General features: G+C 52.8%; 23 protein-coding genes and 1 other annotated feature. Of the genes, 12 read left to right on the forward strand and 11 right to left on the reverse strand.

Annotated features, from left to right (window positions below):
- Positions 1 to 138 precede the first annotated feature (138 nt).
- The 7 genes from VF694_RS11950 (at position 139) to VF694_RS11980 (ending at position 9,505) form a co-directional block, all read left to right on the forward strand.
- Positions 139 to 939, forward strand: a complete 801-nt coding sequence (locus VF694_RS11950) for a glycosyltransferase (RefSeq protein ID WP_440164447.1) — start codon at positions 139 to 141, stop codon at positions 937 to 939.
- A gap of 38 nt (positions 940 to 977) precedes the next feature.
- Positions 978 to 1,769 (forward strand): ABC transporter permease, encoded by a 792-nt coding sequence (locus tag VF694_RS11955; RefSeq protein WP_440164448.1) that lies wholly within the window; start codon positions 978 to 980, stop codon positions 1,767 to 1,769.
- Positions 1,770 to 1,779: 10 nt separating this feature from the next.
- Complete coding sequence (locus tag VF694_RS11960) at positions 1,780 to 2,535, forward strand: ABC transporter ATP-binding protein (RefSeq protein ID WP_440164450.1); 756 nt, start codon at positions 1,780 to 1,782, stop codon at positions 2,533 to 2,535.
- The gene (locus tag VF694_RS11965) at positions 2,532 to 4,832 is read left to right on the forward strand and encodes a glycosyltransferase (RefSeq protein WP_440164452.1); all 2,301 of its coding nucleotides are present in this window, start codon (positions 2,532 to 2,534) and stop codon (positions 4,830 to 4,832) included. Before VF694_RS11960 ends, VF694_RS11965 begins: the two co-directional genes overlap by 4 nt.
- A gap of 97 nt (positions 4,833 to 4,929) precedes the next feature.
- Positions 4,930 to 6,057 (forward strand): class I SAM-dependent methyltransferase, encoded by a 1,128-nt coding sequence (locus VF694_RS11970; RefSeq protein WP_395028882.1) that lies wholly within the window; start codon positions 4,930 to 4,932, stop codon positions 6,055 to 6,057.
- A gap of 5 nt (positions 6,058 to 6,062) precedes the next feature.
- Positions 6,063 to 8,111: a glycosyltransferase gene (locus VF694_RS11975; protein ID WP_440164453.1), complete on the forward strand. Its 2,049-nt coding sequence runs from the start codon at positions 6,063 to 6,065 to the stop codon at positions 8,109 to 8,111.
- A gap of 306 nt (positions 8,112 to 8,417) precedes the next feature.
- Positions 8,418 to 9,505 (forward strand): IS3 family transposase gene (locus VF694_RS11980; protein ID WP_440164455.1). Its coding sequence is split into 2 segments (ribosomal slippage): positions 8,418 to 8,670 and positions 8,670 to 9,505, totalling 1,089 coding nucleotides; the frame shifts between segments, so codons are not numbered across the junction.
- Positions 9,506 to 9,593: 88 nt separating this feature from the next.
- On the opposite strand, the gene VF694_RS11985 is transcribed toward VF694_RS11980, so the two are convergent.
- The 5 genes from VF694_RS11985 to VF694_RS12005 form a co-directional block, all read right to left on the reverse strand.
- Positions 9,594 to 11,741 carry a glycosyltransferase family 2 protein gene (locus tag VF694_RS11985; protein WP_440164456.1) on the reverse strand — a complete coding sequence of 716 codons (2,148 nt, stop codon included), beginning with the start codon at positions 11,739 to 11,741 and terminating at the stop codon, positions 9,594 to 9,596.
- A 262-nt stretch (positions 11,742 to 12,003) separates the two neighbouring features.
- The gene (locus VF694_RS11990; protein ID WP_440164457.1) at positions 12,004 to 12,819 is read right to left on the reverse strand and encodes a sugar phosphate isomerase/epimerase family protein; all 816 of its coding nucleotides are present in this window, start codon (positions 12,817 to 12,819) and stop codon (positions 12,004 to 12,006) included.
- Positions 12,820 to 12,830: 11 nt separating this feature from the next.
- A complete protein-coding gene (locus VF694_RS11995) occupies positions 12,831 to 13,610 on the reverse strand; it encodes an NAD-dependent epimerase/dehydratase family protein (protein WP_440164458.1) in 780 nt (259 codons plus the stop codon).
- A 25-nt stretch (positions 13,611 to 13,635) separates the two neighbouring features.
- Positions 13,636 to 14,775: an FAD-dependent oxidoreductase gene (locus VF694_RS12000; protein ID WP_395028875.1), complete on the reverse strand. Its 1,140-nt coding sequence runs from the start codon at positions 14,773 to 14,775 to the stop codon at positions 13,636 to 13,638.
- Positions 14,772 to 15,797, reverse strand: coding sequence for a glycosyltransferase (locus VF694_RS12005; protein ID WP_440164459.1), 1,026 nt, complete (start codon positions 15,795 to 15,797; stop codon positions 14,772 to 14,774). Before VF694_RS12005 ends, VF694_RS12000 begins: the two co-directional genes overlap by 4 nt.
- Before the next feature lie 429 nt (positions 15,798 to 16,226).
- Between VF694_RS12005 and VF694_RS12010 the strand changes: the two genes are divergently transcribed.
- A protein-coding gene (locus tag VF694_RS12010; protein WP_440164461.1) for an IS3 family transposase occupies positions 16,227 to 17,455 on the forward strand; the annotation gives its coding sequence in 2 pieces (ribosomal slippage) (positions 16,227 to 16,506 and positions 16,506 to 17,455; 1,230 coding nt in all).
- Positions 16,505 to 16,621: a sequence feature (AL1L pseudoknot), on the forward strand. (Overlaps the previous gene by 117 nt.)
- 35 nt (positions 17,456 to 17,490) lie before the next feature.
- On the opposite strand, the gene VF694_RS12015 is transcribed toward VF694_RS12010, so the two are convergent.
- Both VF694_RS12015 and VF694_RS12020 read right to left on the reverse strand, forming a co-directional pair.
- Positions 17,491 to 17,889 carry a GtrA family protein gene (locus tag VF694_RS12015; RefSeq protein ID WP_252605585.1) on the reverse strand — a complete coding sequence of 133 codons (399 nt, stop codon included), beginning with the start codon at positions 17,887 to 17,889 and terminating at the stop codon, positions 17,491 to 17,493.
- Positions 17,876 to 18,844 (reverse strand): glycosyltransferase family 2 protein, encoded by a 969-nt coding sequence (locus tag VF694_RS12020; protein WP_440164463.1) that lies wholly within the window; start codon positions 18,842 to 18,844, stop codon positions 17,876 to 17,878. The genes VF694_RS12015 and VF694_RS12020 overlap by 14 nt, the downstream gene beginning before the upstream one ends.
- A gap of 208 nt (positions 18,845 to 19,052) precedes the next feature.
- Here VF694_RS12020 and VF694_RS12025 point away from each other — a divergent pair, with 208 nt between their 5' ends.
- From VF694_RS12025 to hpaI, 4 genes are all read left to right on the forward strand, one after another.
- Positions 19,053 to 20,066: an ABC transporter substrate-binding protein gene (locus VF694_RS12025; RefSeq protein ID WP_440164465.1), complete on the forward strand. Its 1,014-nt coding sequence runs from the start codon at positions 19,053 to 19,055 to the stop codon at positions 20,064 to 20,066.
- Positions 20,066 to 20,893 (forward strand): ABC transporter permease, encoded by an 828-nt coding sequence (locus VF694_RS12030; protein WP_426345314.1) that lies wholly within the window; start codon positions 20,066 to 20,068, stop codon positions 20,891 to 20,893. Before VF694_RS12025 ends, VF694_RS12030 begins: the two co-directional genes overlap by 1 nt.
- Complete coding sequence (locus VF694_RS12035; RefSeq protein ID WP_230406214.1) at positions 20,869 to 21,612, forward strand: ABC transporter ATP-binding protein; 744 nt, start codon at positions 20,869 to 20,871, stop codon at positions 21,610 to 21,612. The genes VF694_RS12030 and VF694_RS12035 overlap by 25 nt, the downstream gene beginning before the upstream one ends.
- A 174-nt stretch (positions 21,613 to 21,786) precedes the next feature.
- On the forward strand, positions 21,787 to 22,590 hold the full coding sequence (gene hpaI / locus VF694_RS12040; protein ID WP_219235189.1) for a 4-hydroxy-2-oxoheptanedioate aldolase: 804 nt from the start codon (positions 21,787 to 21,789) through the stop codon (positions 22,588 to 22,590).
- A 94-nt stretch (positions 22,591 to 22,684) separates the two neighbouring features.
- Here hpaI and VF694_RS12045 read toward each other — a convergent pair whose 3' ends face one another.
- The 4 genes from VF694_RS12045 to VF694_RS12060 all read right to left on the reverse strand — a co-directional run bounded on the left by VF694_RS12045 (position 22,685) and on the right by VF694_RS12060 (position 26,240).
- Positions 22,685 to 23,572 (reverse strand): LysR family transcriptional regulator, encoded by an 888-nt coding sequence (locus tag VF694_RS12045; protein WP_003802176.1) that lies wholly within the window; start codon positions 23,570 to 23,572, stop codon positions 22,685 to 22,687.
- A 217-nt stretch (positions 23,573 to 23,789) separates the two neighbouring features.
- Positions 23,790 to 24,551: a maleate cis-trans isomerase family protein gene (locus VF694_RS12050; protein WP_003802175.1), complete on the reverse strand. Its 762-nt coding sequence runs from the start codon at positions 24,549 to 24,551 to the stop codon at positions 23,790 to 23,792.
- A 122-nt stretch (positions 24,552 to 24,673) separates the two neighbouring features.
- The gene (galE, locus tag VF694_RS12055) at positions 24,674 to 25,681 is read right to left on the reverse strand and encodes a UDP-glucose 4-epimerase GalE (protein WP_240209458.1); all 1,008 of its coding nucleotides are present in this window, start codon (positions 25,679 to 25,681) and stop codon (positions 24,674 to 24,676) included.
- A gap of 34 nt (positions 25,682 to 25,715) precedes the next feature.
- Positions 25,716 to 26,240 (reverse strand): gamma carbonic anhydrase family protein, encoded by a 525-nt coding sequence (locus VF694_RS12060; protein ID WP_240209457.1) that lies wholly within the window; start codon positions 26,238 to 26,240, stop codon positions 25,716 to 25,718.
- Between the last annotated feature and the right edge of the window lie 148 nt (positions 26,241 to 26,388).

Here is a 26,388-nt window from a genome sequence, read left to right on the forward strand (position 1 = left end):
ACTGTTTTACCCATCGATTCCCGTCATCATGAAAGCCTGAGGCGCTTCCCAAACCGCGCGGTCGTTTTCCACCCCGATGCTCGCGAAAGGCCCTGCGCACTTTCTTTGCTTGTTATGTCCATACCATTCAGTTTGCTGATGTCCACTTATCACGGGGACCATCCAGAGTATTGCCGGCAGGCCCTTGAAAGCGTTTGTCAAGGAAGCGTGGTGCCCGATGAGTTGGTCTTGGTGCTGGACGGGCCCGTGCCACAATCACTGCGTACCATAATCGATTCATTTCTGGAACGGTTGCCTCTCGTGCTTGTGTCCCTGCCAGAAAATCGTGGCTTGGGTCCCGCCTTAGCGGCGGGCTTGCCATACTGCCGTCACGATTGGGTGGCGCGCTTTGATACGGATGACCTGTGCATGCCTGATCGATTCGAGCGCCAGTTGGCCTTCATCGACTCGCATCCGCATATTGATGCCTTCAGCTCGCCTATATGGGAGTTCGAGCATAGCCATCTGGAGTCGGGCCTGCTTCTCAAGTCCGTGCCAGTGGGGCAGGCTGAGCTGGCTCGTTATGCCCGGTTGCGCAATCCATTCAATCATATGACGGTCATGTTTCGCAAGCAGCGTGTTCTGGATGCGGGCAGCTATCAAGATGATCGTTATTTTGAGGACTATGCGTTGTGGGTGCGCTTGCTGCTTGACGGCGCGCAGTTGGACAATATGCCTGAGCCTACTGTCTGGGCACGTGCAGGTCGGACCATGCTAGCCCGCCGCGGTGGCTGGCATTATGCGCGTCTTGAATATGCCATTCAGCGTAAATTCTTGCGATGGGGGTTTACCAACATTTTTGAGTTCACCCGAAATTTAAGTATTAGAATTCCGGTGCGCTTGCTTTCGGACTCCCTGCGGGGAGCCATCTATGCCGGCCGGTTGCGGCGTCGGGCCTGAATACAGGCTGACAGGCTGGTTTTTTTCTAGGTTAGGGAATGAATCGATTTTTCAGTGTTGGCTACCAGGATATGGCGCAGAGTCTGCGCTCCAGTAGCCTTTGGCTTTTGCTGGGTTGGGTGGAAATCCGCCAGCGCTATGCTAGGTCCAAGATTGGGCCGTTCTGGTTGACGATCAGCATGGCCATTCTGGTGACGGCCTTGGGGTTGGTATATGGAACCTTGTTTCAGGCAAAGCTGAGTGAGTATTTGCCTCTGCTGGCCATTGGTTTCGTATTCTGGGCCTTCATCTCGACGTCGATCAATGACGGCTGTAATGCCTATATCAGCGCCAGTCCTTATTTGAAGCAGGTGCCGTTGCCGCGAGGGTTGTTCATCTTTCAGACGCTATGGCGCAACATGATTGTGCTGGCACACAACTTCGTTATTGTTATCCTGGTTCTGGTGATTTTCCAGATCGATTTCATTCATCAATTGCATTTCTTCATATTGGGATTTGCGCTGGTGGTATGGAACTTGATGTGGGTAGTTACGCTGTTGGCATTGCTGTGCGCTCGTTTTCGAGACTTGCCGCAGATTGTGGCGAGCTTCATCCAGGTCATTTTCTATATCACGCCTATTCTGTTCAAGCGTGACATGCTGCAGAAGTATCCGCTGCTGATCGACTTGAATCCATTCGCCCATCTGATCGAAGTGGTGCGTGGGCCGTTACTGGGCACGTCCGTTCCGCTGCTGAGCTGGATGGTTTGTCTGGGGCTGGCTGTTGTCGGGACCCTGTTAAGTCTTTTCATGCACGGTAAATATCGTGCGCGTATTCCGTACTGGGTCTAGGAGCAGCCAAATGTCACATGTAATAGCAAAGAATCTGGTTGTGGAGATGCCGGTCTACGAACTGAGCGGCCGTTCCATGAAAATGCGTATGCTTAACAAGCTGGCCTCGGGTCGGATCGGAGCGGGCGACAATGGCATCACGGTGGTACGAGCCCTGCAGGACGTCAGCTTCGAATTCGGTGATGGCGATCGGGTGGGGCTGATAGGATCGAACGGGTCGGGCAAGTCCACTTTGCTCCGTGTGCTCGCCGGTATCTATGAGCCTTCGGCCGGGCATCTGGAGGTTCAAGGCAAAGCGGTCGCTCTGTTGGAAATGGGCTTGGGCATGGATGACTCCATGACGGGCTATCAGAATATCAAGTTGCGTGGCATGCTGCTGGGCATGTCGCCCGAAGAAGTCGAGGCCAAGACGGCCGAAATCGCTGAGTTCACCAGCTTGGGCGACTACCTGCATCTTCCCATTCGCGCTTACTCGTCGGGCATGCGCATCCGCTTGGCCTTTGCCATTTCTACGGCGGTTGAGGCCGAGTTGCTGCTACTGGACGAGGTTATCGGCGTTGGTGATGCCGCTTTTCTGGAAAAGGCTAACGCACGCTTGAAAGCGTTTCAGGACAAAGCCAATATTGTGTTTATTGCCTCTCATTCCGGAGCGGTGATTTCCGAAATGTGCAATAAAGTCATGTGGCTGGAAGGCGGCCACTTGAAGTTTATCGGAGATGTTGCTCAAGGACTTAAAGCATATTCGGATTACTTGGAGCAGAAATGAGCGTTGGCGTTGATTCGCCGGCTGCCGCATTATCTGTAACGGGCGATGTGGTGGTGAAACCGCGCAAGATGGCTTTTGTCGTGGACATCCGTGGCTGGGCCTTCGATACGATTGCCCGCTCTATGCAAGCCAGGCTGGCGCCCCTGATGGATGCGTGCGAAATCATTTATTGGGAAGACTTCGACGATCCCAACGCGCTCGTCACGCATGTGAATGGGCAAGAGCTGGATCTGGTGCACTTTTTTTTCCGAGAGCATCTGGATCTGATCCTGAAAACCGCTGCAGGGCAAAGCGACGCCTTTTTTGCGTTCTGCCGTCATGCCTTTACCACGCATATCCCCGACTACCTATATTCAAGCAGTCATGAGCTGGCGGCCCGTGCGACTTTGTTTGATTTTGTCGACGGCTACTTCACGACTTGTCAGGATTTATTTGATGTTTATGCCCGTGACCCACTGATCCGTGATCCGGATGGTGTGATCTTCGATTGGCCCGACGTTGCGGCCCCGACAACCTTTCCTACGAAATCAGGGGGGGGGAGATTGCGCGTTCTGTGGTCCGGCAACTCGAAGTGGGGGGAGTATGCGGGTTTTGTTGATTACAAAGGTTTGGATTCCGTCATTCGTCCCGCGTTGAAGCAGGTGCAGGCTCGATCTTCCGATGTGGAGTTCGTGTGTTTTGATTCGGCAGAGCAAAAGGTATCCCATGAAACGATCCTGTCGGAGCTGGAAAGGGCGGATGTTCTGCTGATTGCCTCCGAAAAAGAAGGAACGCCTCTGACCTTGATCGAGGCAATGTCCCGTGGCTGCGCTGTGGTGACAACGCCGGTAGGCATCGCTCCGGACGTGCTGCCTGAGATTCAACAACAACTGATTTGTGCGCGTAATGCGGATTCTTTTGCGCAGGCTTTGATAAGTTTGTGTGAACAGACCGAGCTGTTGAATTGCATCCAGCAAAGTAATTGGCAGACTTATCAAGAAGCTTTTGGCCCAGGCAGCCCCTTGTTAGACAAATGGGCACAGTTTTTGAATTCAGCCTATGCGCGGCATCAAGAGCGGGGATTGGCGCGCAAGCAAGCTATTGCCAAGGCCGCGACGGGCAGTGCAGTTCGTCGACTGGTCGTTACGGCCCTGAGGTCAGGGGTTCGAGTTGCCAAGCGTTTTGGGCTTGTCGAGCGCTTGAACCGCTTGTCGCCGCACTTCGCCGGCTTTTATAACCGGGTCTTGCATGGCGGCATCCAGCAGGGTGCGCCGGATTATGAACGTATTGGTTTGTCTTACCAAGAGCAGCTACAGGATTGGCCAGCGGATAAACCGTTGGTTGTGTATGCGCCAATGTGGAAAGGCGTGGCGGCCTCGACCGAGTCTTTGTTTGGGGAACAGGCATTGCGCTTTCCCTACTTTGACTCCGAGTTTCCTGAGGTGGAAAGCCATTCCTATCTGGATAAGCTGGCTGCTCTGCTGGCCGATAAGCTCCGGACACCGTTAGTGTATAGCGGTGGATCGGTATTGCATTTGGCGTTGGCGCAGCGTCTGCATCAATTGAACCCCCAGATTCGTCAGTTCTTCATGTGGCATGGTTCGCCCGCGCAATGGGTGGATAAGGGGCAGGCGGCACATTTTCAGATGTGGCATACCGCTTATCGCAATGGGACGATTCAGGGAATGGTGACGGTCAAGCCGGGGCTGCACCTGACGTTGGAGCGCATCGGCATTCGAGCCTGGGATATCTTCAATCCAGTGCCGGACTTGTCTGTTAGCCATCAGCAGAGTCAGGGCGGAGATTCTATCGTTCAGATCGGTCTCTTTTCGGCAATCAGCTCTTGGTATAAGAATCCGTATGTTCAATTGCTTGCTGTAGCTGGGCGGCCAGATGTTGTATTGAACACCAATCTGCATGAGGATGATGTACGACATATGAATCTGGGCATCAAGGCGATACGGCATTATCACCACATGCCGCGCCCCAACTTTTTGCAGTTGATCGCTCAACAAGATTTGAATCTCTATGTCACCAACACGGAGTGTTCCCCCATGACTGCGCTGGAAAGCTGGGCATTGGGGGTGCCGTGCATCGTGGGGCCCGCTGGCGACGTGTATTCGGCTGTCTCAGCGCGGCTGGCAGAGTTGCTGGTTGAGCCGAAGGTGGATAATCCGACGGCTATTACTGCGCGTATTGATCTGGTGTTGGCGCATCGAGATGAGATTGTGAGCCTTTTATCACAGCATCGGGCAAACTATAACGCTTTATTCCGGCAGAAAATGGACGGTTTGCTGCAAGAGCTCTGCAGTGCATGAGCTGTAGACTCTACCCATCTGTTAAATAACATGTTTCTTTCGAGGCTTAGGTTGGCTGAAGAAGACGACACGCATTCACTAACTTGAAAAATAAATTATGGAACGCTTAGATCTGTCTGCCCGTCCCGAGCATTCGACGCAGGAGTCGACGATTCATCTGGCGCGCTACGCCTGCATCCTGCCTTTCGTCAAAGATAAGGTGGTGCTCGATATTGCATGTGGCGAGGGCTATGGTTCGGCTTTGATGATGCGAGCAGGCGCCAAGCGGGTTGTGGGTGTTGATATCTCGGCCGAAGCTGTGGCTAAAAGTCAGAAAGTGTTCGCCGATTCCAAGGCTGAGTACATCCAGGCAGATGCCACCCGTTTGGAAGAGCTCTTCGAGCCTGGTACGTTCGATGTCGTGGTCTCGATTGAGACCATTGAACATGTCACAGATGATGAAACCTATTTGATCGCACTGAAGCGAGCGGCCAAACCAGACGCAGTGTTCTTGATCTCCTGCCCGAATGATCATTGGTACTATCCTCAGCCAGACCAAGCGAATCCTTTCCATCTGCGCAAGTACCGTCTTGAAGAGTTTCAAGCTGTTAGCACTAAGGTCTTGGGCAATAATGTGCATTGGGGGGTTGGCTCTGCTGTCTTCGGCTTTGGGACTGCTCCACTGGAGAAAAAAGAGTTCGAGCCTTTATATGATTCGTGGATGAAGGCAAATCAGGTTGGTGCATCGTTTGTCGTTGAAAACGACGAACTGGAGCCATTGGGTGCGCAAAACAGCAGTTATTTCATGGGGATCTGGAATGCACAGGGATTTTCCTACGGGGCTGCTTATTTCGGCGTAGGAATGGATGCGTATGCCCGGATGTTTGATGCCTTGGCTTATGATTCTGTGAAAAGCCTGAAATTTGCTCTGAATGATGAGGTCAGCGAGAAGGACGCTTTAGCCCTGCGTTGTAAGGAGCTGGAGCAAGACCTAGATAAGATAGTTCAGGAGTTGGAGCAGGAGAATCGCGAGGTGCGCAACAAGACACTATTGTTGGCAGCGGTTCAGTCTGAGAACAAGCTCATCCGTGAAAACATCAATGGGTTGTGGGACAAGATATGCCTTTTGGAAGGCACGGTCAGCGAGATGCAGACGGGGTATTGGCGCTATCGTCGTATTAGCGAAAAAATTCCCGAGTCACTGCGTCGTGCAGTGATCAAGTGCGTGCGTGCTTTCAAAAGGTAAGCTGGATGGACAATAAATTAAACCTGGTTGGGGGTCTGGCCGCGCTTCCGTATGTATATGAGCCTAATCACCGCTTGCTTAGCAAGGATCTGATTGGCAAGGGCGGCGCAAATATCGGACTTAATGGGGAAAATCTGACAATTACTTTTTTGTCGATGAATCGGGTGTCATTGTCAGAAAAGTTGATGCAATCGATTTGCTCCATGATCCCCGGATATAAGGGAAAAGTTCTGATCATTGATAATGGTTCAGAAAAAGAGGAGCTGAACAAGCTGCGCGCCATTTCAGAACAGCTTGATCTGGATATAAAAATTGTTGAGCTGGGCAAGAACTACGGCGTCAGTGGCGGACGCAACAGGACGATCGAGCACGTCGAGACCGAGTGGATCATGTTCTTGGACAATGATATCTACTTCGTTCGTAACCCGTTGCCGCGCATTCAAAGTGACCTCGAAGTATTGGGGTGCCACTTTATGAGCTTGCCTTTGCTGAATCCAGACGGCAAAACGCTGTTTGCCAAGGGCGGCAATATCTACGTCAGCTTTGATGACGAGCATGTTCACGTGGGTGCCGGCAGCGCGACGCCTCAAGTTGAAACAGCAGATTTTGATGGGCAAGGGTTTCTGTCTACCTTTTTGTTTGGCGGTGCGTGTGTTCTGAAGAAGCAGTCCTTCCTGAAAAAAGGGGGGTACGACGAAGCCATGTTTATTGGCTTTGAAGATATAGATTTTTCCATACGATTGTTTCAGGAAGGTGTCAAAGTCGGAGCCAGTGGTGCCGTTGCATTGGTCCATGATCACCCCAAGCCGGTTACGACGGAAGACGTTGCTTACGAACGAGCCCGTTTTACAAGGGATATCCTGCATCAGGCCGCTTTGCACCTGCAACGCAAGCATGGCTTTCAGTTCTGGTCCACTGGGGTGGAGTTCTGGCTGGAGGACAAGCATCGCTCATTGGATATTTCAGCCGGAACTCATCTGGAGGGCAATGAGCAGGTTGCTGAGCCTGCTGTTGCACCCGGCTACGTTCTGGGCAAGCCCAAGATCGCGTTGATCGTTGACTCGGACAACTGGGCATTTGCCAATATTGCCCGGCAAATCGTCAAGCACTTGGGGCACCGCTACGACTTTCAGATCATTCCGACGGAAGTGGTGGACAACATCGCCCAGATTTTGATCATGACCGCTGATTGTGCTGTTACCCACTTTTTCTGGCGTGAATATTTGAATCTTGTCCGACACGAGTTTGCCCAAGGTTATGCGCGCTTGCTAGGGTTTGCTCCTGGCGAGTTTATCGAGAAGTACGTTTATAACCGCGTCATCACAACATCGGTCTACGATCATCTGTTTTTAACAGACGATGAAATCCAAGCACGCATCCCGCTGTTCAATGATTTGTGCAAGGGATATACCGTCAGCTCTCAACGCCTGCTGGATATCTATAACGATATTGATGTTTATCCGGCGCCAGTTGAACTGGCGGAGGATGGCGTGGATTTGGGTTTGTTTGGACCTGTGAATCTTGAGCGCTTTGACTCCTTGGGCAAGCGTACTCTTGTTATCGGTTGGGCAGGGAACTCAAAGTGGGCGGCAGGGGCTGGCGAGGACTTCAAAGGGTTTCATTCAATTTTGAAGCCCGCTGTTGAGCAGCTTCAGCAGGAAGGCTTGGATATTCGTCTGGAGTTGGCCGATCGTCAACAAGGGTTTATCGCTCACAAGGACATGCCTGCCTATTACGCTAAATTGGATGTCTATGTATGTCCATCGAAGATAGAAGGTACACCAAACCCTGTACTCGAGGCCATGGCGTGTGGTGTGCCCGTCATAACGACGAATGTGGGCGTGGTTCCGCAGGCATTAGGTGACGATCCATTCTCCTTGATACTGCCTGAACGCAGTGTAGAGGCTCTGAAAGAGCGCTTGCGGACATTTTATCGGGGTGGTGCGGCGGAAGCGCAGAGCATATCGCAGGATGGGTTGAAGAGAATCCAGGAATGGGATTGGTCCAAGAAAGTAAAAAGCTTTGAGCGTTTGTTTGAGCGTTTTATCGGTTAAGGTATTGACCATAAAGTCTATTTTTATAGATTTTTGTGATTCTATTTCTAAATCGGATTTCTCTTTTTAATTAGATATGACATCTCAGCGTTTTCCTTTTTTTGAGCGTTTTTTGTGGGCGCTTTTTATTGCGCTGCCGATTGCCTATCTTTTGACTATATTTTTGCTCCCCAGGCTTAGCGTGGTGGTGTACGGGGATGCGCCTATCCGGATTTCCGTGCAGGCTTTGGGAGAAAGTTCACGGTAATCCCCCCACAAAAGCGATGCAGTCAGAAGTAGAATTTTCTCATTGAGGAGTTCTACAACATGAAGCGATCAAGATTCACAGATAGCCAGATCATAGAGGCCATCAAGCGAGTGGAGTCTGGCTTGGCGGTGCCGGAGCTATGCCGGGAGCTGGGCATCAGCTCAGCGACGTTCTACAAGTGGCGCTCGAAGTACGGCGGCATGGACGTGTCGCTGATGGCGCGCATGAAGGAGCTGGAAGCCGAGAATGCGCGGCTACGCAAGATGTATGTCGAGGAGAAGCTCAAGGCCGAGATTGTGACGGAGGCACTCGAAAAAAAGTGGTAAAGCCATCTCGTCGCCGCGAGATGGCCCAACGTGCCGTACAAGACCGAGGCCTATCCGTGCGTTTGGCCTGCGCGGCGTTTGGTATCAGTCAGACCTGCTATCGGTATGTCGCCAAGACCGACGTCGAGAACGAGGAGATCGCCCATTGGTTGCTGCGTCTGACCGACAACCATCGCAGCTGGGGCTTTGGACTATGTTTCCTGTACCTGCGCAATGTGCGAGGATTTGGCTGGAACCACAAGCGTGTATATCGGATCTACCGCGAGCTTGAACTGAACCTGCGGATCAAACCCCGAAAACGTCTGGTTAGGCAGGCTCCTGAGCGGTTAACGATACCGTCGCATATCAACCAGGTCTGGTCGATGGACTTCATGCACGATCAACTTGCGGACGGGCGCAGCATCCGCGTACTCAACGTAATCGACGATTTCAACCGCGAGGCGTTGGGTATCGAAGTGGACTTCTCGCTGCCCTCTGAACGGGTGATCCGCACACTAAAGCAGATCATCGGATGGCCAGGCAAGCCTTCAGCCATTCGCTGTGATAACGGTCCGGAGTACCTGAGCACAGCCATCGTAGAATGGGCGGGCGCATGGGACATCAAGCTCGAATACATCCAGCCGGGCAAGCCGCAACAAAACGCCTACGTTGAGCGGTTCAACAGAACCGTTCGATACGAATGGTTGTCCCAGTATCACTGGGACGATCTGGATCACGTTCAGCGCGTCGCCACGCAGTGGATGTGGTCATACAATCATGAGCGCCCAAATATGGCCTTGGGCGGAGTTACCCCAAAACAGCGGTTGGCCATGGCCGCATAGCATGCCTACTTCTGGCAATTGCTAAAAATGGGGGGATTACCTTGAGTCAAAGCCGTAATTCAGTCGTCGTGATTCTAGCTGTTCTTGATTAATTATAATTTGAAATTGGTTTACCAAAAATAAAACGTCGTATTAATTCTGTAATAGAAAAAAATAATAATATTGCTGTGCAAAAATAAGAGTAATAAAGATAGCGATAGTCGGCAGCCGGAGCGATAAAAATATGGGGTAACACGAAGGCTAAGGCTGAACTTCCTAGGTTGATCACAAATGTTCGTTTCCAATTCAGTGTGATCAGTACGGCCATTGAGCCGAGCATAGCTAACATATATAGCCAGGGAAAGAACATCCAGGGGTGGTGGTATGTGTGAGAGCCAAGCCAGTCGGCAATTTTATTACTTTGATAGCTGATATTATAAGGGTTCTCAACGATTGTAGGGCTAGCAACAGCCGCAGTCGTTTTTTCTTTCCATCGCATCAGTGCCGAAAAGTTTTCTAGGCGATGTTTCAGGTAAGGGCCAGGGTACTCTAAAATCGCGTTTAACCAACGCGTGTTGAGGTCAGATAGCTTAACTGGGTCTGAGGTTTGTATGTTGCCATATGCATTATAAAATAATAAATTATTTCCTCCGGAAAAATAAAGAGAACTAAGCTCTTTGGATGTGTTTCCGATTCGTTCATTAATATAATTCGGCAATAGATTTTGTTGTGTTTTGACGGAAATAGCTAATAAATCATAAGTCTGTGTGTATTGAAGTGGGTATGTTTTAATGATGTGGTTGGCAGATAAAAGGGTTGTTGCGCTAATTGTGGTTATAAGGACCAGAGATGCGCAGAGCCCACTTCGTAAGAATAGGTTGTTTCGCTTCCAGCCTTCGATATGCGTCCAGTACCAGAATAGAAATGGTAAAACTAAGACGCCATTGGTTTTTACGCCAAATGCAAATATGGAGAGAATAAAAATGCTTAGTCGCTCATGCCATCTTGGTTTTCGATATGAGCATTGAGCATTGAATAGCAAAGCCCAAGAAAAAAAGATGGAACATGCAAATGCAATGTCTTTCCATATTTGCCCCAATGGGAAAAGTAACCCTGGCCAAAAACCGAGAAAAGGGATAAGCAAAGCCCATTGCCCTAGCCACCGGCGACTGGCAACAGAAAAAAGATACCAGGATCCCCAATAGAGAATTAAGTTCTGTATGAGAAATAAGCCAGGCCCTGTATAAAGAGAATCGAGATGTCTCCACCACCAAGCCATTAATACGGGGTGCCAGTCATAATAGATGTCATTCTTTGCGTCCCCATACTGAGCTACAGAGTCGGGACTCATCCATCCTGGAAAAAACGCTAATACACTGTATAGAAAACCGATCAGGCAAACGATTGCCAGAGGCCGGACGCTCGTCAATGTTCTTCTAGTCGTGCCGGGTACATTGTAGGTTCCCACACATGCGAGCAGAAGGGTGGTCAGAACTTTCATGTTTCCTCGAACAGCGCTGATTTTTGTGGGTACCTCGCCTTCAGGATAAATGCGACTGGTCGATAGCTCCTGGCAGCGAAAACCCATTTGCGGTACTCGATGTGAGAGGTAAGCGAGCAACTCATACTCGCGGAAAATATCTCGAAATGGGTTAATCTCCGGATCTAGCAGCATCTTTCTGCTATACGCGCGAAAGCCCTGAGTCGTATCGGTCCACGGAAAACCTGAGCTGAATGATAGGGCTGGCGCATGAATCAAGCGAATTGCCAAGTCACGCGATTTGGGCGTATTGACCGCAACTCCGCCTGGAAGGAAACGCGAGGCCTGTACAAAGTCGACTCCTTCCTCTAGCGCGGTTATAAAGTTCGGGATAGCTCTGGGATCATCTTTATCGTTACCGTCAATGCTGACTATACCTTGATAGCCCTGATCCAACGCGAACGCGTATGCGCAGCGTAACTGTGAGCTGAGCTTTCCCGGGCCGGTCTTTACCAGAAGGCCACTAACGCCTTGTTCTTGTAAATATTGCAGTTCAAGAGAACCATCCGTGCTGCCGCCGTCGACAATGATGATATCGGCAATACTGGCAATTTGAGCTTTTGCCATCTGTGCGAGTAAGCTCCTGATCCGGTTGCCTTCATTGATGACAGGAATGACTACGCACCATCGATGTTTACGGCCCAGCCATAGTGGTGTTTCAAAAGTAGGTACTTCCCACGTACTGCGGGCTACAGGATCAATATCCAGAGTATTCATTTTTATCATCAGCAGCATGAATCGTAAAAATGTAAAGAAATTGCAATTACATATACGATTTCTGATATTAGTGTTCAGTAGAAAAGATTGAAGGCAGTGAGATTGTTGCTAGTGCTTTTGAAATCAATCTGAGATAAATCAAATTAAGTGAAAAGTGGGCTGATGCGGCAACATCATTATGAACTTCAGCGGAATGTTGGTAGAGGTATTCGAGAGAATGCTTTGCAACAAGATAATCTAATTCAAGTGTAGGCCTACGTTTTCATGATCCGTAGATATTCAATGCAACATTTAATGCTCGTTTGATGGACTGTATATGTGGCTCATTTTTGGTAGCGACCATTTCGATCGAGACGATATGGCTCGGCAGGTATTGCTTCAAAGTCAAACTGATCTGCTCATGGTCGGTACCTCCGTCACCCAAAGGTAATAACTCTGGTTCGCTGGCATGCACATGTCCGATTAAAGCGGCACATTCGTTCAATACCATCAGCGGATTTTCACCATTGATGGTCAGGGCCCCAGTGTCAAGCTGCATGCGGATAGCCGGATGATCGATTGCACGGACCACTGTAGCTGTCTCTGCGCTGGTAGTCATAAAATTAGCGCCGTAACACGTAGGATTGGGCTCAAGGCAGATTGTCACCCCGTGGGAAAGAGCAATATCCCCAAGTCGCTTGAAGAACGGCACAGCGACCTCTAGTGCCTGTTCATCGGTGAGGCCACTACGGTCACGATTTTTTGGTGAGCCGAAAACTATCCTGGTAGCGCCTAGGCCAGTGCCAATACGGCACACAGCAGTCAAGTGCGCCAGTAGATCTTCTTGAGATCGCTGTGTACCAAAGACATTCAAACCAGTGGTACCGAACAACAGAGCCTGCATTCCTGTAATTTCTATACCACGTGTTTTCCACCAGTTTTTGACTTGGCGAATATCGCTCTCAGATACTTTTGAAAATTCAGAAAAGTATTTTCCAGGTGCGATATCGATCGCATCAATGCCATGGAGCTCAAGTAAATCGGCGACGGCTTCGTCTTGGTTTACCTCCCAAGCAATATTGGAAATTGCTAATCTCATTTACTTGATCCTCAATTCGTTTTCACGACGAGTTGCTCGGATTGTGCATAGGAGCGAACTGCTAAAAAAGTCTCTCGATCGCTGTATTGGTAGCGGCCAGAGCCACCAAATATCTTCGCATTAGAAGTTTGCATATCATAGCTGGCTGGGGGATTAGGCAATATATTATTAAATACTTTTCCAAAGCCTTTTTGAGAAATATCAGCCACACTGACGGGTTGTGCGGTCAGATGCACTAATTTCAGACCCGCATTTCGAGCTATCTCAATATCCTGCCAGAGATTTACCATTGGATAGAATTGGAAAACTCCACGGCTATCTATAGAGTCCAGATTGTTCTGGTTCAAGAAATCAAAAATTATGTTTTTTCGTAAACCAGGCCCTACGAGTCCTGGCAGGCGCACAATTAGGTAATTCGTGAAATGCGCTTCAACGAATTTTTCCAGGAGTCTGCGGTGTAAGCCGTACGCCTGCAGCTTCGATTCATCGACTGGTGTATTCTCATCTGCTCCCGCTGAGTTGCTAAAAACGTCAACTGTGCTGATCAGAATGAAGCTCTTGCACTTGAGAGTCTTGAGATGGGCAATCAAATTTTCAATTTTCTTCTTGTCCGCTTCAGGGTCGCGATTGGCGATCCATTTTTGTGCAGGAGCACCAGCACAGACTACGGTATCGAACTCTCGTCCATGGATATCATCAATATTGGTCGAGCGATACAGGGCATTAAAGACTGATTGCTTTAGTAGTGTGCTGCCAACAAATCCCGTAAACCCGATAAGCGCGTCAGCCATTCATAACTCCAGATTTGATGATGTCTTAATTATCAGTGGATGAAAGTTGTTCAGTATCGAGTTTTTCAAGAACATCATAAATATTGTCGATTTTTCCGCCGAGTATCGAGTAACAACCGAGAAGCTCTGTGTGCTTCTCAAAAAGAATAGGCCTTCCGTCATCACCCTCGTTTTTCACTAGTACTGTTTTTACTTCGAATAGCGAATCAACGTGGTAGGCATCCAGTAGAGCCGGGATATAACGGCTCACATCTCGCACCATCCTATCAACTCGGGTATCAAGCGGGTACTTGCGAAGCTCCTCATAGGGGTTGAGGCCGCGCTGATCACACCAATGCATATGAGGCGTATAGCGTACGTGGGAAAGGGTATGCAGTCCGCGGGCGGGAAAAGGCATCATAGAAAAGAATGGGCCGTCCATGACGGTAATACCGACTTTTTCAAGCTCCGGAGGCATTTTCATTAGTGCCATTTCGGTGATTTCCTGTTTTAGCTCGGTACGAAGCATAGGAAAGTCCCCGGAGATTTGATTGAGACCACTGTAGGTGCAATTGAATACGTAACGGCACGAAATTTGTTCCGTATCGCCGCCAGGCCTCTCCATCTGCACACTAAGGATGTGTCCTAGGCCATTGAGGACTGCCTTTGCTTTTGTCGAAGTAAGAACTCGAACACCGCACTCTGTTAGCTCCTGCTCTGCCCAATCGGCTAATTTTGTCGAATCAAAGGCGTATTCTTCGACCAGAAACACGTCTTCGATTAGTCTTGGCTCAAACAGTTTTCGTAACGTAGGGTCAACTGGTTGAATGGTGGCACTAATCTCCCGGCAAAACCGTTCGAATTGCTTGGCTGTGACTTTGGAGTTGCGTCGTGCAATGGCGTATAGCTTGGTGAAATCCTGCTTTACTGCTTCTGGCCAATCACGCACGAACTTGGGCAGGTTGATCCGGCTGCGATAAGCAGTCGTGAAGCTGCGCGGATAATGATAGCCATTGTGTACCCGCGCTTGATTGTTGTATGAGGCCCGTTTTAATAAGCTTGATTCCTGCTCAAGCAACAACACACGTTTTAGCTTGCGTTGTTTGGTAAGGTAGATTGAAATAGCGGCACCGTAAAATCCACCTCCAATTACTACAGCATCAAAATCGGTTGCAAGGTCTGTCATGAGACATTTCGCTCACTCTGCGTTTCACCATTAACGCCTAGCGTTTGAACTTCTTCGATGTTTAGCTTCTCATGACGAGTCATGCGAGCACTCGTGAACTCTTGCCCTACATGATAGAGAGGCCCTTCATTGGACAGACTGGCCATGTTCAGAATGTATTCTCCTAGTACTAGAAGCACGAGAGAAATCAGAAAAAACATTCCCGATTGTTGTAGCGAAAAACTGATCCAGCCCGGAGCTACATCTGTCTTGAATAATGCGATTACAACTACATAGATGCTATAAAGCAAATTAGCGACCGCACCGAACAACGACAGAGCGGTTACTACGCGCATTGGTGCTCGAGTGGTGGACACCAATAAGCGTATACCGCGATCAATACTATCTCCTAGGCGTTTTGAACCAGAAGCCTTCGGCTGTGCGCTATAGGTTAAGTACGAACGAGAAAAGCCGCCGGTCGCCGGCAGGTGCCGGTAAGTCATAGCAGGCTGAGGGTGCTGCAGAATGAAATTAATGACTCGCTTACTGAGTATGCGATATTGCGGCGCCTCGCGGGCAAGGTTAACTCCATTAAATCGCTTATACAGCCAATGGAATATTGCGTTGGCGCTACGATACGCTCTGCTTTGGGCAGGCTTTTGTTGATTGTTTGCAAACACCACGTCAGTGCCCCGCACAGCATGTTCGAGCATGTCAGGAATAAAGCGAATATCGTCGGACAGAGGGTCAATCACGGCGACGAAGTCCCCGAGCGCATTTTCCAGGCCAACCCACGAAGCGGTATCTGTGTCGACCTCTTTGGTTAAGGCATAGACCTGTAAGTTCGCGAGTCCATCGACGCTTGTTAATCGCTTGAGTACAGAGATACTGTCATCCTCAGACGCATTATCGACTACTATTAATTCGTAATCACTGACCGTATGGGCGACAATGGTGGTCGCGTCCGCTAGTATCTCTTCAATTGCTTGAGATTGATTGCGAACGACAAACACTACTGATAGAAAGCACGGAAAAGACGCCATTCGCAATTTTCCACTAAAAAAAACGGCCATGGAAAGGGGGCTTGTGAGCCCCTTAAAACCAATGATCTTATCGCACTTTCATGCCTAATGCTTAAGGTTTTGGCTAGAATGCCAAGTGCCTCGGCTGATGACTTGAGCCGTGAGGTTACTTTATGCTCTCAAACAGACCGTCATTTGACGAAGCTATCTGGTGCGGCGAAAGCTCTGTTGCTCGAATCTAACCGTGGCCCAATGGGTCGCTATTGGGTACTCGTATCTGAATACATTTAATTTTGCTAGCAGAAGATAAATTACGTCTAGGCTACGATAACGCAGTAGATATGGCTTCACTATCATGAGCCTTCGCCATGAGGCATTACATAGATTTTTTTCAAGCTGAATCGCCCCGGGTTTTGCGGAGGCTCCACACTTTGAGAAAATGGAGCCACTATGAGCAAGCAAAACAAATTTTCCCCGGAAGTGCGCGAGCGCGCCGTGCGCCTGGTGCAGGAGCACCGTGGCGAGTATCCGTCGCTGTGGGCGGCAGTCGAGTCTATAGCGCCGAAGATTGGTTGCGTGCCGGCCACGCTGCTGGACTGGGTCAAGCGCAACGAGATCGACAGCGGCATACGTGATGGCATAACCAGCAGCGAACGCGAACGCATGAAGGCGCTGGAACGCGAGGTCAAGGAACTGCGCCGGGCCAACGAGATATTGAAGTCGGCCAGTACTTTTTTCGCCCAGGCGGCGCTCGACCGCGAACTGAAGAAATAAACACCTATATCGACCAGCACCGGGACGTCTACGGGGTCGAGCCGATCTGCAGGGTGCTGCAGGTAGCCCCATCGGCGTATCGGTGCCACGCCGCCCGCCAACGACGTCCAGAGCTGCGCAGTGTACGCAGCCAACGCGACGAGGGTTTGATGGCAGAGATTCGACGTGTCTGGCAAGCCAACATGCAGGTCTACGGTGTACGCAAGGTCTGGCATCAGTTGCAGCGCGAAGGCATAGCCGTAGCCCGCTGCACGGTCGAACGGCTGATGCGCCGGCTAGGTTTGCAGGGTGTACGGCGGGGCAAGCGGGTGCGCACCACGATTGCCGACAGTGCCCAGGCTTGCCCGCTCGATCGCGTCAACCGCTATTTCCATGCCGACAGGCCCAATCAGTTATGGGTGTCGGACTTCACCTACGTGTCGACCTGGCAAGGCTGGCTGTATGTGGCCTTCGTCATCGACGTGTTCGCCCGCCGCATCGTCGGTTGGCGCGTGAGCAACACCATGAGCACAGACTTCGTATTGGATGCTCTGGAACAGGCCCTGTATGACCGACGACCCACTGAGTCCCTGACTCACCATTCCGACCGAGGATCGCAATACGTGCCCATCCGCTACACCGAACGCTTGACCGAGGCAGGCATCGAACCATCTGTCGGCAGTCGAGGCGACAGCTACGACAATGCACTGGCTGAAACCATCAACGGACTGTACAAGGCCGAGCTGATCCATCGCCGAGCGCCTTGGAAAACCAGGGCTGCTGTGGAGTTGGCAACGCTGGAATGGGTCGCCTGGTACAACCATCAGCGTCTACTCGGGCCCATCGGGTATATTCCTCCTGCACAGGCTGAAGAGGTCTATCAACGTGCACACTCTGAAGCTGTGCCGATCAACGCTGTACTTTAACCAAACAGCCTCCTCGATTCCCGGGGCGATTCAGTCTAGTGATGATCGGCCTTGAACAGCAACAGTTTCATTTGTAGGTAATTGATGACCATGCCCGCCAAGCTGCCCAAGGCCACACCCAGAATTGGATAGTCTCGAACCGTAGGCAGATAGTGGATGGACAGGGCATAGGCCATATAGTTGACGGCGCCGCCCAACAGCATCATCGTCAAGTAACGGATGAACTCCTGACCTAAGGACAACTGGGATGAGCGGTGCTGGAAGGTCAGGTTGCGATTGATGAGCCATGTCCCCAGCACTGCGCACAGAAATGAGACGGCGCGGGCTAGGTAGAGGCCCATGGCGCCTTTTAGTGCATACAGCACCGCACTGTCGATCAGAAAGCCTGCTGTGCCAGCGAGTCCGAAAAGAAATAGTTCCTTAAGCCTGGGCATCGTGCTTGGGTGTCCTGTGCAATGGAACGGTGAGATAAGCGAAGCGTCGCATCTCCCGGTGTGCGCGAGTCAGTGAATCCAGACTGATCCCGGCTACGAATATCAGCAGGCTGACAATGGCTAGGTCCGTGGGCAATATGGCCGTCGGAAGCCGGGGAACCATTCCGTTGTCCAGGTAATCGATCAGCAAGGGGGGCGCCAGGATCAGTGCCAGCATTGCCAACAGAGCGCTGATGAGACTAAAGCACGCCAGTGGGCGCTCGAACATGTACAGCCGTCCTATGATGGTGCGTAGGATGCGTATCCCGTCGTGATAGGTCGACAGCTTGCTGTAAGACCCCTCTGGGCGAGCCCCATAGGTCGTGTCCATTTCTCCATAGGGCATTGCTCTTTCTAGGGCATGGACAGTCAATTTGGTTTCGATTTCGAAGCCGGCGGACAGGCTGGGGAAGAATTGGACGTAGCTATGGGAAAAGACCCGATATCCGGTCAGCCTGTCGGCGAACTCGCCGTCGAAAATATTTATATTCTTGACCGAGCCGGTCAGTAGTCGATTACCGAATCGGTGGCCACGCCGATAATTGGCTTTTTCGCCGCCATCCGTGCGGCACTCCATCAGCATGTCCAGGTTGTTCGCAACCGGTAGGCTCACCATGTCGCCGGCGCACGACGTGTCATAGGTCGCATCGCCATCCGCCATGATGTAGTAGTCGGCGTCGATATTTGCAAACATGCGGCGCACGACATTGCTTTTACCCTTCTTCTGCACTTGAAATTCCGTAGCGCCGGCTGAACGCGCTACCTCTTGAGTCCGATCTGTGGAGTTATTGTCAAAAACATAAATGGAAATAGACGGAATGGCTCTCTGAAAGTCTTGTATGACAGTGGCGATAGCCGCTTCTTCGTTATAGCAAGGGACAATCAGGGCGATGTGATGTTTGGAGAGTGAGGGCATGGCGACATGGACAAGTGATTAAAAAACACTGCATGGGACGACCTGTGATGCGCCTTGAATATTGTTTCTATATGTAGGCTATCAATAAGTATAGCGAGTGTTTCCCTGCGACCAGCAAGGTTTATTATTTCTTGAGGTTATTAACTAATAAAGATAGGTCTCGCCAACAGGTTTATGCTTCAATTTTGGCCTGTTTTTCGAGTTTCTAATGCTTTTTCGTTATGTAGCCGCCAGCGTACTGGCTTTGTCCGCTGTCCTGCCTGTGCATGCTGCCGAGCAGCCCCTAGAAATCGGCTATCTGCCTATTTTGCCTGCCGCTCAGCTGTTTGTGGGGCTGGAGTCCGGCGATTTGCTGCCGGAAGACGAGCCTGCGCCCAAGCTGGTGTTGTTCCAGAGCGGACCGGCGCTGACGCAGGCGCTGATCGCAGGCCAACTGGATGTCGCCTATGTGGGCATTGGCCCAGCGTTGGTGGCCAAGGCCAAGGGCGCTGACATCAAGGTGGTTGCCTCCAATATTGTGGAGCAGGTCAATGTGTTGGCCATCGGCGAGCTGGCGAACTACTTCGATGGCGATGAGCCTGATTTTGCAGTGGCGGTAGCCCGATTTACCCAGGAAAAGGGCCGCAAGCCCATGATTGCCAGCTACCCCAAGGGCGCCGTACCGGAGGCGGCTTTGCAGTATTGGCTGCGTAATGTGGTCAAGCTGCCGGCTGACGCCGTTGAGCTTATCTATCAAGGCGAGGCGCAGATTCAGCAGGCCTTGAGCAACCAGGCGGTGGATGCCGCGGCGATTCTCGAGCCTACGGTCAGTCAGATCCTGAAGCGCCAGCCCGATGCCAAGGTGCTGGCGCAAGGGGCGCAGCTGTTTCCCAATCAGCCGGGCGCTGTGTTGCTGGTGCGCGAGTCACTGATCCAGTCCAAGCCTGATCTGGTGCAGCATATGGTTAATGCGCAGGTGCGCTCCACGGCTTTGTTGCGCGATGACCCTGCCAAGGCCACGCCTTATGTGCAGAAATACGTCGGGGGCGGCCGTCTGCCCAAGGACGTGGTGCAGGGTGCGATCGAGCGCTCGCACGACCAGTTCCAGGCGGATCCGGGCAAGATCATCAAGGCGACGGGCGAGTTGCAAGATTTTCAGGCGTCGCTGGGGACCTTGGGTACCAAGCTGGACGATGTCCAGGGCTTGTTTGATACCCGTTTCTTCCAAAAGGCGGTTCAGTAATGAGCGCCGTCAAACAAGCCAGTCTGCCCGCGCAATCCGCGCCGGCTGCGGGAGCCTGGGCGGATGCCTTGTGGCGCCGCGGGTTGGAGCGGGTCGTGTATGGTCTGGCGGGCCTGGCCTTGTTCATCCTGGTCTGGCGCCTGGCGTATGTTCTGGACTGGGCGCCGCGCGGCACCTTGCCCGATCCGCTGGTCTTGCCTTCGGCCTTGGTGGCTGAGCTGGAGTCGGGTCGCTTATGGCCCGCTGCCCAGTCCAGTCTGGTGCATTATTTCTGGGGCTTGGGCATTGGCACCATCCTGGGGATTGGGTTTGGTCTGGCTGCGGCAACCATCCATCGCTTTGACTTGTTGCAGGCCTACCTGGTGCGTCTGCTGCGTCCCATCCCGCCACTGGCCTGGGTGGTGTTTGCGATTGCCTGGTTCAAGGTTAGCCATACCGGGGCGGCTTTCGTAATCGCTATTGGCGTGTTCTGGCTGAACTACTTTGCCACGTATAGTGCTGTGCGCTCGGTAGATCCACGCTATTACGAATTGGCGGCTGCCTTCGGGCACCACTCTTATTTCTCCCGCGCCTGGACGGTAGTTTTACCTGCCATCAGCCCCGGATTGCTCAGCGGCGTGCGCGCCGGCATCGGACAGGCATGGATGACGCTGATTGCAGCCGAGCTGCTGGGTGTTCCTGGCATGGGACAGGAAATGAATGCCGCAGCCGGGGTAGGGGCTTACGATGCGGTCGTGGTCTACATGCTGATCATCTCGGTGGTTTACACCTTGTGCGACATGCTATTTCTGACTTTTAACAAATGGGTACTTCAGTGGCAGCCTTGATTCAGTTCCAGGGATTTGGTTTTCAATACCCCGGTGCGCCGGCGCCGGTGATCCGTGATGTGAACCTGGATGTTCAGGCCGGGCATTTTGTGGCGATTGTGGGTGGCTCCGGTGTTGGCAAAAGCACCTTGTTGCGGGCTGCTGCTGGTTTGAGCCAACCCAGCTTCGGACATTTGCGCTCCAATCTGCACGATAGCCCCGGTCGGCGCGCCAATGCGTTTGTCTTTCAGGACAGCCGCCTGCTGCCCTGGCGACGCATTGCTTCAAATGTGGCGTATGGGCTGGAAGGACTGGGGCTGTCGCGTCAGGAGCGCGAGCAGCGAGTTGAGGCGGCCTTGAATCAGGTAGGGCTGGCCCACCTGAAAGACCGTTGGCCGCATCAATTGTCGGGTGGGCAGGTGCAGCGGGTGGGTATCGCTCGTGCTCTGGCCGTACAGCCTGATTTACTGCTCATGGACGAGCCTTTTTCGGCGGTCGATGCCTTGACCCGTCAGGCTTTGCAGGATGAGCTGGTGCAGGTGTGGCAGCGTAGTTCAGCGGCCGTGTTATTTGTGACGCATGACATTGATGAAGCTGTCTTTTTGGCCGATACCATTATCGTGCTGGGAGGCAGTCCGGCAGGGGTCAGTGCTCGGATCGAGGTGGACCTGCCTCGCCCACGAGACCGCACGACGCCCCGTTTTGGCGAGTTGGTCAAACAGGTTGGGCAGGCTTTGTAGCACCGCCTGTTGTCTTGCCTTGAAAAGGCCCCGGTGTGGGGCCTTTTTTTGTCTTTCATCTGCCGTCCATGGACGATGACGTACCGGACATAAACCTCGTGTTCACGTTCATTTTGCCCGTGTGCGTTCTACACTGCTTGTTTGATGCCCACGCAGACCACAAGGAGAGATAGGATGCATCCGGTCAATACATTCAAGCAGGCTTTGCAGCAAGGCAGGCCACAGATCGGTTTGTGGCATGGCTTGGCCAGCCCGTACGTGGCGGATTTGTGTGCTGGCCTGGGGTACGACTGGATCTTGCTCGATGGCGAGCACGTTCCCAACACGGTGCAGACCTTGCTGGCGCAGTTGCAGGCGGTCGCGGCCCACCCGATCGCGCCGATTGTCCGTCCCAGCTGGAATGATCCCGTGCAGATCAAGATGCTGCTGGACATAGGGGCTCAGAACCTGCTGATTCCCATGGTGCAGGATGCCGAGCAAGCCCGGGCGGCCGTGGCGGCGGTTCGCTATCCGCCCCACGGTATCCGGGGTGTGGGTGCTGCCTTGGCTCGCGCGGCCCGCTGGGGTGCCACGTCTGATTATCTGGAGCGGGCCAATCAGGAAATGTGCGTGCTATGCCAGGTTGAAACACGGCAAGCCCTGGAAAACCTGGATGAGATTTTGGCGGTGGAAGGCGTGGACGGGGTTTTTATTGGTCCGGCTGATCTGGCCGCCAGCATGGGCTATTTGACCGAACCAGGACATCCGGCGGTTCTGGCGGCGATTGAAGAGGCAATTGTACGTATACGTCAGGCAGGAAAGGCGCCGGGTATTTTGCAGGCGGATGTTCAGGCTGCGCATCGCTACCTGTCCTTGGGAGCCCTGTTTGTCGCCGTCGGCGTGGACGCCGTGTTGCTGCGGCAAGCCGCTACGGTGTTGCTGAGTCAGTTCAAGGATGAGATTGCCGTGCCTGTTGCTCAGCCAGGGGCAGCGTACTGAGCTAAATGCCAGGGGCTTCGGACCTGCCCATGACGGGGTGGCAGTTTGACCGCCTGTCGGGCACAGATTGCTGCTGCCTCCAGAGAGCTCGTGCTCAGGTACTGCTGTCCAGCAGAAAGCTCAGCAAGGTTTCAGCGCTGGGCTGCAGATCATCGCGCCGACGTACTCCAATCAGAATTTCCCGTTGACTCCATGTTTCGTCCAGTTCAATCATGCGTGTATTGGGGATCTGGTAAATGCTGGCGCTCTTGCGTGGCAAGATGCCAATCCCCATTCCGGCGTTGATCAACAGGCACATGGCGTCGTAGCCCGATACTTCGGTACGAATGCGCACGGAGCGGTTGGCCTCCATGGCGGTTTTGGTGATCTGGTAATGCAGCTGTGTTCCGCTTAGCAACGTGATCTGCTCATGTTCCAGAGTCTGCTCAAAACGTACTTTCTCGTGCCTGGCCAAAGGATGATGGATGGGCGCCAGTACCACCAGCTTGTCACTGCGAAACGGATAGGCCTGGATATCGGCGGCGTAAGGCAGGCGGGTAAACACTCCCAGGTCTGCTTTGCCCTCTGACAGGGCGCGAATAATGTCCAGGCTGGTTTGTTCTTCCAGTTGCAGGGCAATCGCCGGATGTTGACGCCCGAATTCGCCCAGCGGTTCAGCCAGAAATTGTGAGATGGCGGAGGTATTGGCCAGAATATGAACCAAACCTTGCAGGCCTTGGGAGAAGGCCTGCAGGCGGGTTTCGATTTCCTGCGCACTATTGAGCAGCGCCCGGGAGCGGTACAACAACTCCAGACCTGCGGCGGTTGGGCTGACCCCTTTGTTGGTGCGCAGCAGCAAGGTCGTGTTCAGAGACTGTTCCAGATCCGCGATGCGGCGGCTGACCGCGGCGGCGGCAATGTGCTCACGTTCAGCCGCCTGGCTGATCGTGCCTTCTTCCAGTATTCGGACAAATAGTTTGAGGGTCAGAAGGTCCAGTTTCATGCTGGCATCATATCGTTTTTTTCAGCATGTCTGCATAAGCTGCGGCCTTCAAGACGTTCCTTAGCGGCGGTGGTAGGCAAGCCGCGCGTTTAGGTGACCGCGTGCGCTGGAGTGTTCATCCTCATGGGGGCATGCCCCTCTGTTGAAAACTGATCAGGCATTAAAAAACCCTGCCGATGTAAGGTCGACAGGGTTGTGCGTCACCAGGCTGGCTGGATCAGGCTTGTGGCTTGACGCCTGACAGGATGTGGCCTGCGTTGGGAACGCGGGTTTCCAGACCCAGTGTCTTGAGCATCTGGTACACGGTACACACTGCGGCGGACAGAACGGGTTTGCCGATCTGGTCCTGGGCACGCTGAATGGCAGGCAGGGAAGGCATCTGCACGCAAGCGGACAGGATGACGGCGTCCACGCCGTCGTGGTTCAGACGTTTGACGTGCTCGAGCAGGTTTTCTGGATTCAGCAGACCCACTTCCAGGTTGTCCGACACTTCCAGGCTGATGGAGTCTTGAACTTCGATGCCTTCTGCTTCGATGTAGTCGGCCACGCGCTTGGTTAGCGGCTTCATGTATGGCGTGATGATGGAGACTTTCTTGTAGCCGAATTCTTTCAGGGTATCGACCAAGGCACCGGCCGAGCTCAGCACGGGAATGTCCACGCCGTTGTCTTTAACGGTGTTCTGCAGACGCTCTTGCGAGACGCGGTGGTAGCCGTCGCCTTGGGCCATGATGGCCACCAGGCAGGCGTAGGCCATCACGTTCATGCGGGCGTCGCTCAGCTCAACCGCGCAGCGGTCGCTGGCAATGTCCATGGCTTTCAGTTCTTCGGGGTTCACGTGCATCATGCGCATGCGCGACGAGTGGAACGTAAAGCGCTCTTCAGGAAACTCGGCGTAACGTGCCTGCAACATGGCAGGAATCTCGGTTTCCATCGTGGTGTTGGAGCTGGGAACGATCTGGCCGATGCGATAGGTTTTCATGGGAATCTGTCTCTGAGGGTGGTTTTTAGATTGACACCTTTATTCTAGGACCCGTTTTCTTCCTTGCAAATCAACCATCTGTCAACGTGCCATCGCCAATGGCGATGGCACGCATGCAAAGGTCAGGCCTGCCCCGACTGCCAGCGCCAGGCATCATCACACATTTCCTGGATGTCCTTGTCCGCAGTCCAGTTCAGCTTTTCGCGGGCCAGCCGTGTGTCGGCCCAGCACGAGGCAATGTCGCCTGGACGGCGTGGTGCGATGGTATAGGGGATGTCGCGGCCGCTGCTCCGAGCGAACGCCCGGATCATTTCCAGTACGGAGTAGCCGCGGCCAGTGCCCAGGTTTACAGCCAGCAATTCGGGTTCGTTATCTTGCAGGTAGCGCAAGGCGGCGACGTGGCCCTGGGCCAGGTCCATGACGTGGATGTAGTCGCGCACCCCGGTGCCATCAGGCGTGTCGTAGTCCTGGCCGAAGACTTGGACTTGCTCACGTTTCCCGCTAGCCACTTGGGCGACATACGGCATCAGGTTGTTGGGCACGCCCTGCGGGGCTTCACCGATCAGTCCGGATGGATGTGCGCCCACGGGATTGAAGTAGCGCAGCAGTCCAATGCGCCAGCCCGATTCGCTGCGGTAGACATTGCCCATGATTTCTTCCAGGACCAGCTTGGTGTGGCCGTAAGGATTGGTTGCCGAAAGGGGGTGGTCTTCAGGAATAGGAAGTTGTTGCGGATCGCCGTAGACCGTGGCCGACGACGAAAATACTAGGCTGCGCACGCCAGCCTGTTGCATGGCCTGCATCAGGACGACGGTGCCAGCAATGTTATTGTCGTAGTACTTCAGCGGCTGAGAGACGGATTCGCCGACTGCCTTCAAACCGGCGAAATGGATGACGGCGGCAATGTCTTGCTCTTGGAAAATGCGATTAAGCAGGATGCGGTCTCGGATGTCGCCGTGGATGAACTCGGGCCGGGTGCCGCTGATCTGCTCAAGCGCGTCCAGTACGCTTTCCTGACTGTTGGATAGATTGTCTAATATAACTACCTGATAGCCGTCGGCGATCAGTTTAAGACAGGTGTGGGAACCGATGAAACCGGTTCCGCCGGTCACGAGAATCTTGTGGGTCATCGGATGTGTCTCCAATAAGATGACGGTGAAGGAGTTAATCTTGGTGCTTGAGCGCCGTCTTGTAGTGCGCAGCGCGCTCTGTGTAGGCTTGGGCGTTCTGACGCAACTTGGCAATGTCTTCATCGCTGAGGGTGCGCACCGCTTTGGCGGGCGAGCCAATGATCAGGCTGCGTTCAGGGAAGACTTTGCCTTCAGTGACCAGCGCGCCGGCACCCACCAGACTATCGCGACCGATGACGGCCCCGTTCAAGACCACAGCCTGAATGCCGATCAAGGCGCCTTCACCGATCGTGCAGCCGTGCAGCATGGCCTGGTGGCCGATGGTGACATGGTCGCCAATGGTCAGCGGGTAGCCCGGATCGGTGTGCAGGACGGCACCTTCTTGGACGTTGGAGCCTGCTCCTACGGTGATGGTTTCGTTATCGCCACGAATGACCGCACCTGGCCAGACACTGCTGTGCTCTTTCAGTACGACCTTGCCAATCAGTGTGGCCTCGGCGGCAACAAAGCTGCTGTCGTCAATTTGCGGGGCATGTTGATCTAATTGGTAGACGGGCATGACAGATCCTTGGAATGGTGCCCGGCTGCCCATGCCCGGTGTTGGGGCGGGGACAGTTGGGCAAGAGTACGGGACGGTTAAGGGCAGCTTGATGTATAGCGCCCGTGTCAGCAGAGTGACACGGGCCTGTTTGAGCCATCGGGGCTGG

This window comes from Alcaligenes sp. Lyrl_28 (genome assembly GCF_051948705.1).
In the GTDB taxonomy this organism is placed as follows: Bacteria; Pseudomonadota; Gammaproteobacteria; order Burkholderiales; family Burkholderiaceae_B; genus Alcaligenes; species Alcaligenes ammonioxydans.

Coding starts and splice junctions, on each gene's coding strand:
- VF694_RS12020 (WP_440164463.1), bottom strand. CDS start 18,844: ATGCCCTCACTCTCCAAACATCACATCGCCCTGATTGTCCCTTGCTAT.
- VF694_RS12050 (WP_003802175.1), bottom strand. CDS start 24,551: ATGAAAACCTATCGCATCGGCCAGATCGTTCCCAGCTCCAACACCACG.
- VF694_RS11985 (WP_440164456.1), bottom strand. CDS start 11,741: ATGAATACTCTGGATATTGATCCTGTAGCCCGCAGTACGTGGGAAGTA.
- VF694_RS12060 (WP_240209457.1), bottom strand. CDS start 26,240: ATGCCCGTCTACCAATTAGATCAACATGCCCCGCAAATTGACGACAGC.
- hpaI (WP_219235189.1), top strand. CDS start 21,787: ATGCATCCGGTCAATACATTCAAGCAGGCTTTGCAGCAAGGCAGGCCA.
- VF694_RS12035 (WP_230406214.1), top strand. CDS start 20,869: ATGGGTACTTCAGTGGCAGCCTTGATTCAGTTCCAGGGATTTGGTTTT.
- VF694_RS12000 (WP_395028875.1), bottom strand. CDS start 14,775: ATGACAGACCTTGCAACCGATTTTGATGCTGTAGTAATTGGAGGTGGA.
- VF694_RS11965 (WP_440164452.1), top strand. CDS start 2,532: ATGAGCGTTGGCGTTGATTCGCCGGCTGCCGCATTATCTGTAACGGGC.
- galE (WP_240209458.1), bottom strand. CDS start 25,681: ATGACCCACAAGATTCTCGTGACCGGCGGAACCGGTTTCATCGGTTCC.
- VF694_RS12030 (WP_426345314.1), top strand. CDS start 20,066: ATGAGCGCCGTCAAACAAGCCAGTCTGCCCGCGCAATCCGCGCCGGCT.
- VF694_RS11960 (WP_440164450.1), top strand. CDS start 1,780: ATGTCACATGTAATAGCAAAGAATCTGGTTGTGGAGATGCCGGTCTAC.
- VF694_RS12005 (WP_440164459.1), bottom strand. CDS start 15,797: ATGGCGTCTTTTCCGTGCTTTCTATCAGTAGTGTTTGTCGTTCGCAAT.
- VF694_RS11950 (WP_440164447.1), top strand. CDS start 139: ATGTCCACTTATCACGGGGACCATCCAGAGTATTGCCGGCAGGCCCTT.
- VF694_RS12015 (WP_252605585.1), bottom strand. CDS start 17,889: ATGCCCAGGCTTAAGGAACTATTTCTTTTCGGACTCGCTGGCACAGCA.
- VF694_RS11995 (WP_440164458.1), bottom strand. CDS start 13,610: ATGGCTGACGCGCTTATCGGGTTTACGGGATTTGTTGGCAGCACACTA.
- VF694_RS11990 (WP_440164457.1), bottom strand. CDS start 12,819: ATGAGATTAGCAATTTCCAATATTGCTTGGGAGGTAAACCAAGACGAA.
- VF694_RS11975 (WP_440164453.1), top strand. CDS start 6,063: ATGGACAATAAATTAAACCTGGTTGGGGGTCTGGCCGCGCTTCCGTAT.
- VF694_RS12025 (WP_440164465.1), top strand. CDS start 19,053: ATGCTTTTTCGTTATGTAGCCGCCAGCGTACTGGCTTTGTCCGCTGTC.
- VF694_RS11970 (WP_395028882.1), top strand. CDS start 4,930: ATGGAACGCTTAGATCTGTCTGCCCGTCCCGAGCATTCGACGCAGGAG.
- VF694_RS11955 (WP_440164448.1), top strand. CDS start 978: ATGAATCGATTTTTCAGTGTTGGCTACCAGGATATGGCGCAGAGTCTG.
- VF694_RS12045 (WP_003802176.1), bottom strand. CDS start 23,572: ATGAAACTGGACCTTCTGACCCTCAAACTATTTGTCCGAATACTGGAA.